The organism is Defluviitalea phaphyphila, from assembly GCF_001466305.1.
In the GTDB taxonomy this organism is placed as follows: domain Bacteria; phylum Bacillota; class Clostridia; order Lachnospirales; family Defluviitaleaceae; genus Defluviitalea_A; species Defluviitalea_A phaphyphila.
In genome coordinates this window covers 1-7,119 of sequence record NZ_JWID01000037.1, presented here as the reverse complement: position 1 = coordinate 7,119, position 7,119 = coordinate 1, and the positions used below count along the sequence as shown (strand labels likewise).

6 protein-coding genes and 1 other annotated feature are annotated in these 7,119 nt (G+C 29.6%); all 6 genes read left to right on the top strand.

All coding sequences use genetic code 11. The features are described 5' to 3' along the window. The first annotated feature begins 208 nt into the window (after nt 1–208). Nucleotides 209–452: a binding site (T-box leader), on the top strand. A gap of 55 nt (nt 453–507) precedes the next feature. Beyond that, nucleotides 508–1,692, top strand: a complete 1,185-nt coding sequence (gene trpB / locus OM90_RS11650; RefSeq protein WP_058487040.1) for a tryptophan synthase subunit beta — start codon at nt 508–510, stop codon at nt 1,690–1,692. Continuing rightward, on the top strand, nt 1,685–2,464 hold the full coding sequence (gene trpA, locus OM90_RS11645; protein ID WP_058487039.1) for a tryptophan synthase subunit alpha: 780 nt from the start codon (nt 1,685–1,687) through the stop codon (nt 2,462–2,464). Before trpB ends, trpA begins: the two co-directional genes overlap by 8 nt. 366 nt (nt 2,465–2,830) lie before the next feature. Continuing rightward, nucleotides 2,831–3,802: a tripartite tricarboxylate transporter substrate binding protein gene (locus OM90_RS11640; RefSeq protein ID WP_058487038.1), complete on the top strand. Its 972-nt coding sequence runs from the start codon at nt 2,831–2,833 to the stop codon at nt 3,800–3,802. A gap of 78 nt (nt 3,803–3,880) precedes the next feature. Next, nucleotides 3,881–4,333, top strand: a complete 453-nt coding sequence (locus OM90_RS11635) for a tripartite tricarboxylate transporter TctB family protein (RefSeq protein ID WP_058487037.1) — start codon at nt 3,881–3,883, stop codon at nt 4,331–4,333. Nucleotides 4,334–4,347: 14 nt separating this feature from the next. Continuing rightward, entirely contained in the window at nt 4,348–5,862 is a 1,515-nt protein-coding gene (locus OM90_RS11630; RefSeq protein WP_058487036.1) for a tripartite tricarboxylate transporter permease, read from the top strand. Beyond that, complete coding sequence (locus tag OM90_RS11625; protein WP_058487035.1) at nt 5,843–6,856, top strand: 2-dehydro-3-deoxygalactonokinase; 1,014 nt, start codon at nt 5,843–5,845, stop codon at nt 6,854–6,856. Before OM90_RS11630 ends, OM90_RS11625 begins: the two co-directional genes overlap by 20 nt. Nucleotides 6,857–7,119 lie beyond the last annotated feature (263 nt).

The following is a 7,119-nucleotide window of genomic DNA, read 5'->3' as shown; positions in this document are numbered from 1 at the left end:
CACCTAAATCATACATGATTTCTCACTATGGTTGTCAATTATTTTTTTATATTTTTTTATCTGTTGCATTTAATTTTACAACGAACCATAAATAAAAACATAAAAAATAATATATAAAACTAGATATTATTTTTAAAGTATGATAAAATAAACTTCAAAAATAAAGATAAAAATAATTATATTTATAATATTTTAAAATTAAAATATAAATAAACCTATGAGCAAGAGTAGTAGGAATAATTATTTGTATAAAGAGAGCCACTAGATGGTGCGAATGTGGTTACAAAGGTTATTCTGAATGGACTTGTGAGGGAAGCCTGAAATTTTTAAAGTAGGTGCTTACGGGGACCCTGTCCGTTATCAGTAGGGTGTATATGATAGTATACAATAAGAGTGGGCTTTTTTAAGCCAATTTGGGTGGTACCGCAGAAGCATAAGCTTTTGTCCCTTTTTTGGGATGAAAGCTTTTTTTAATATACAAAATTATAGAGTAAAGGAGAATGAAAAATGTCAAAAGGAAGATTTGGGATTCACGGTGGGCAGTATATTCCAGAAACTTTAATGAATGCAATTAAAGAGTTAGAGGAAGCTTATAATTATTTTAAAAATGATGAAGAATTTCAAAGAGAATTAAAAGATTTATTGGAAAATTATGCAGGACGTCCTTCTTTGCTTTATTATGCTAAAAAGATGACGGAAGATTTAGGTGGAGCTAAGATTTATCTTAAAAGAGAAGATTTAAATCATACAGGAGCACATAAGATTAATAATGTTTTAGGACAGGTACTTTTAGCAAAAAAAATGGGAAAGACTAGAGTAATAGCAGAAACAGGGGCAGGACAGCATGGAGTAGCTACTGCTACAGCAGCAGCTCTTATGGGAATGGAATGTGAAATTTTTATGGGAAAAGAAGATACAAAAAGGCAGGCTCTTAATGTTTTTAGAATGGAGCTTTTAGGAGCTAAAGTTCATCCTGTAACTAGTGGAACTCAAACTTTAAAAGATGCAGTTAATGAAACTTTGAGGGAATGGACAAAAAGAGTAGATGATACTCATTATGTTATAGGATCTGTTATGGGACCTCATCCATTTCCAACTATAGTGAGAGATTTTCAAAGTGTAATAGGAAAAGAAGTTAAAGAACAAATATTAGAAAAAGAAGGAAGACTTCCGGATATTGTTATGGCTTGTGTTGGAGGAGGAAGTAATGCTATAGGAATATTTTATGATTTTATTCCCCATAAAGAAGTTAAATTAATTGGTTGTGAGGCAGCTGGACGAGGATTGAATACAGATAAACATGCAGCTACTATGGCAAAAGGAACAATAGGGATATTTCATGGGATGAAGTCTTATTTTTGTCAAGATGAATATGGACAAATTGCTCCTGTATATTCTATTTCTGCTGGATTAGATTATCCAGGAGTAGGACCAGAACATGCTAATCTTAAAGATATGGGAAGAGCAGAATATGTTGCTGTTACAGATGATGAAGCAGTAGCTGCTTTTGAATATTTATCAAGGGTTGAAGGAATTATTCCAGCTATTGAAAGTTCACATGCTGTTGCTCATGCAATAAAAATAGCTAAAAATATGGATAAAGATAAAATTATAGTAGTAAATCTTTCAGGAAGAGGAGATAAAGATGTAGCAGCAATAGCTCGTTATAAGGGGGTTGATATATATGAATAATGTAATAAAAAGTGTATTTGATAACAAAGCATTTATTCCTTTTATTACTGCTGGAGATCCTTCATTAGAAGTTACTGAAAAATTAATTATAAGTATATCAGAAGCTGGAGCAGATTTAATAGAGTTAGGGATACCTTTTTCAGATCCAGTAGCAGAAGGTCCAGTAATTCAAGAAGCAGATAATCGTGCCTTAAAAGGCGGAACAACAACTGATAAAATATTTGATATGTTAACTAGAGTTAGAAAAACCTGTGATGTGCCTATAGCATTTATGACTTATGCTAATCCAATTTTTACTTATGGAACAGAACAGTTTATGAAAAAATGTAAAGAAGTTAATGTATCAGCAGTAATTGTTCCGGATATTCCTTACGAAGAGAGAGAAGAACTTATACCTTTTTGTAAAAAATATGATATTACTATGATTTCAATGATTGCACCTACATCTAAAGACAGAATTCATATGATAGCTAAAGAAGCAGAAGGGTTTATATATTGTGTATCTTCTATGGGAGTAACAGGAGTAAGAGATTCTATTGGGAATGATGTTATAAAAATGATAGAAAGTGTAAAGGAAGTTAAGGATATTCCTTGTGCAGTTGGATTTGGAATATCCAATCCAAAGCAAGCTGAACATATTTTAAAAACTGCAGACGGTATAATAGTAGGAAGTGCTATAGTAAAAATTATAGCTGAACATGGAGAAAATTGTATACCCTATGTAAAAGAGTATGTAGAAAATTGGTGTTCTTACATCCATGATTTTAAGTGATAATGCAGTTAAATTTAAAAATCATATAAAAAATTAATTAAGAAATAGGCAAAAAAGGTATGCTTAATCCTTTTAGCCTATTTTTTTATTTTTGCAAATTAATTTTATCATATAAATTTAAAACAAATTATATTTATATTATAGAATGATTTTTTATATAGCATGTTATTTATAAATTTTATTTTATATTAAAAATTGTTAAATGAAAAATATTGGATTTATAAAAATTTTTACAATTAGAATCATAAAATGTTAATTTTGTATATTAGAAAGTATTTTTAATTATAAAAAATGTAATACGGGAAATTTGTAAATTTTAAGACTGTATGGTCTTAAAATATAAAATTATTAAATGGGGGAATTTTTATGGCGAAAAAAATGAAAGCAATCTTATCTATTGTAATGGGGGCAATATTAATTTTTACACTTATGGGTTGCAATGGAGAAAAAGAAGCGGCGAATTTTCCGGAAAAACCCATACAAGTTATAGTTCCATTTTCAGCTGGTGGTGGAACAGATGTTGTAACAAGAGCAGTTATGGATTCTGCAAAAGAGTTTTTCCCAGAGCCTTTTGTAGTTGTTAATAAAACTGGAGCAGGTGGAGCAGTAGGAATGGGAGAAGGGGCTAATGCAAAACCTGATGGATATACATTGACGACTATTTGTGTCGAATTAACTACTTTGCCACCTCAAAATTTAGCAGATTTTACTAGTGATGATTTTAGACCTATTTTACAAATTAATGCAGAACCAGCTGCTATTACAGTTAGAGCAGATGCACCATGGAATACAGTTGAAGAATTTTTAAATGAAGCTAAACAAAAAGAAGGACAAATAAAAGTAGGAAATTCAGGAGTGGGCGCTATATGGCATTTGGCAGCTGCTGCTATTGAAAAAGAAGCAGATGTAAAATTTAATCATATACCTTATGATGGAGCTGCTCCAGCTATAGCTGCACTTGTAGGAGGACATATAGATGCTATAACAGTAAGTCCAGCTGAAGTAGCAGCACAAGTTAAAGCAGGACAACTTAAAATTTTGGGGGTTGCTGATTCTGAACGATCTAAAATATTTCCGGATGTTCCTACGTTACAAGAACAAGGATATGATGTTGTAATTGGTACATGGAGAGGATTCGCAGTACCAAAAGGGACACCAGATGAAGTTGTTGATATATTAAAAGATGGTCTAAATAAAGCAGTTCAAAAAGAAGAATTTATTGAATTTATGGAAAATAGCGGCTTAACAATAGCAATTCTTGATGAAGAAGAATTTACTGAAAAAATTAATGCAGAAAATGAATTATTTGCAGAACTTGTAGAATCAATAAAAGAATAAATATTTAAGTGAAAGATAGTAAGTAAGTGAAATACTTATTTACTATCTTATTTACAAATAAATTGGAGGGGGTAGTAATTGAGAAAAGCAAATCTAATTTCAGCATTTATATTTATTGTACTTAGTATATATGTAATAAGTGAAGCTAGTCATTTTCCTAATTATGGAGGGAGTGAGGTTACTGGGCCAGGATTTTTCCCAATAATATTATCGATTATATTAATAGTTTTAAGCGTGTTACTAATTATTACAAGCATTTTTAATAAAGATGAAAGAAATACAGGGTTGTTTGAAAAGAAAGCAGTAAAGGCTTATATAACTATTTTATCTTTATTAATTTATGTAATGTTATTAAAATATGTTGGATTTATAATTTTGACACTTATATTTTTATTTGGTTTAATTCGTTTTTATGGAATGAAGAATTATATTAAAATTTCATTATCTTCTATTGTAGCTACAGTAAGCATTTATTGGATATTCAAAGTATTATTATCAGTACCATTACCTACAGGAATATTTCTTTCTTAGGGAGGGAGAGTCAAATGCCAGAATTATTAGTAAATGGAATTTTATCTATATTAAATATAAAAATTTTAGGAATGATTGTATTTGGAGTTGCTGCAGGAATTGCTATAGGAGCTTTACCAGGATTAACAGCAACTATGGGAGTTGCTCTACTACTTCCTCTTACTTTTGGTATGGAGGCTGAACTAGGAATATTGCTTTTGCTTGGTATTTATGCAGGTGCAATATACGGAGGGTCTATATCTGCTATATTGCTAAAAACTCCAGGGACTCCAGCAGCAGCTGCAACTACTTTAGATGGATTTGAAATGTCAAAAAGAGGAGAAGCTGGAAGAGCTCTTGGTTTATCAACAGTTTCCTCTGTAGGAGGAGGGATTATTAGTGTTATTATGTTAACTTTGATTTCACCACAGTTAGCAAAAATAGCACTTAAATTCAGCTCACCAGAATATTTTGCACTAGCTATGTTTGGTTTAAGTATTATATCTAGTATTTCAGGTAAGCATTTGCTAAAAGGATTAATAGCAGGGGTTGTAGGATTATTAGTATCTACAATAGGTATTGATTTAGTAACAGGATATCAAAGATTTACTTTTGGAAATATAAATCTTTTTAATGGTTTATCTTTTATTCCTGTTATGATTGGAGTGTTTGCTTTATCTCAAGCTTTTGTTAGTATGGAAGATGCAATAAGCAAAACAAATTTTAAACAAAAAGTAAATAGGGTATTACCAACTAAAAAAGATTTAAAAACTATATTTACTACTGTATTACGTTCTGGACTTATGGGAACTTTTATAGGTATAATACCAGGAGCAGGTGGAGATATAGGTGCATTTGTTGCTTATAATGAAGCAAAAAGATTTTCAAAACATCCTGAAAAATTTGGAACAGGTTTGCCAGAAGGTATAGCAGCTCCTGAAGCAGCAAATAACGGAGTTACAGGCGGTGCTATGGTTCCGCTTCTTACATTAGGTATTCCTGGAGATGCTGTTGCAGCAATAATGTTAGGTGCATTAATTATGCAAGGACTTCAGCCAGGACCATTATTATTTAAAGATCATGCACAATTAGTATATACAATTTTTTCAGGATTTTTCGTAGCAAACATATTTATATTAATTTTGGGATTAATAGGTATTAGATTTTTTACTAAAATTATTAATATTCCAAAATATATTTTGACACCTGTTATACTAATTCTTTGTATTGTAGGTTCTTATGCTATTAATAATAATTTATTTGATGTTTTTGTTATGTTTGTTAGTGGTATAATAGGATATCTAATGGAAAAACTTGAATTTCCTGCTTCACCAGTAGTACTAGCGTTAATACTTGGTCCTATGGCTGAAAGAGAACTTAGAAAATCACTCATTATGTCAGAAGGAGATATTAGTGTGCTTTTTACAAGGCCAATTAGTGCAGTTCTTTTAATACTTGCTATTATTACATTATTTACACCAATTATAAAAAGTGTTATTGCAAAAGCTAAAAATAAGAAGGTAGATAAAAATGTTAGTAGTGACAATTGATATAGGAACAACTAATAGTAGAATAAAAGTTATTGAAAATGATAAAATAATTTCTACAGCTAAATCAAAAATAGGAATAAAAGATGTTGCGATTACGGGAAATAAAAAAAAATTAGAAGAAGAATTATTTAAAATTATAGAAAAAGGACTTGGATACATTAATAAGACAATAGATGATGTAGAATATTTTATTGCATCCGGAATGGTTACATCTAATTTAGGTCTTGTTGAAGTTCCCTATATAAAATGTCCAGCAGGTATAGAAGATTTAATAAAAGGAACTATAAAAAAAGAGTTTCAATGGTTAAATAATAAACCAGCATTTTTTATTCCAGGAGTTAAAAATAACGTTAGCAATATAAATAATGTTAATAATTTAGATGAAATAGATGTCATGAGAGGAGAAGAAGTAGAAACTTTTGGTATAATGAAACTTTGTAATGTAGAAGGGCCTGCACTTATTATATTACCTGGATCTCATACAAAATTTGTATATATTAATGATGAAAATAAAATAGAAAAATGTTCTACAACTATGTTAGGAGAGTTTATGCATGCTCTTTCTACATCTACAATTCTTTCTAGTTCACTTTTAGAAAATTTGGTAACAGAGATAGACAAAGAATATATTTTAAAAGGTATGGATTTTGAACGCAATTATGGAATTACAAAAACCGCTTTTTATGTAAGGATAATGGATATGTTCTTAGATACGACGTCAAATCAAAGAGCTAATTTTTTAGCAGGAGCTTTAATTAACAACGATATAGCTCCTTATATTATAGCAGATATCAAAAAAAGTTATAAAAAAGTATTTATTGGAGGTTCATCTCCATTGAAAGAAATATTTAAAATAGCATTAGAAAGTCTTGATATTAATGATATTACTGTTAAAGTTGTTTCAGATGATATATCGTATAATGCTAGTTCTATAGGAGCTTTATTGGTGGGGGATAGAATATATAAAAATTCAAATAATAATTTAAAATCTTAACTATAATATAAATAGAGAATATTAAGATATATAAATTATCTTAATATTCTCTATAGTTTTATGTAATAGTAAGATTAATATTTTTGAAAAAGAATAAAAAAATATTTTTTTGAACATAATAAAAAAGAAAAAAGTATTGACAAGCAAAAGTGTTCTTGCTATAATAATTTTCGTTGACGCAGTTCGACAAAACATTCCATAAATCTTATTAAATGGAAGAAGAAAAAACATTAAAAAAGTTGTTGACATAAAGTAAAAGCTGT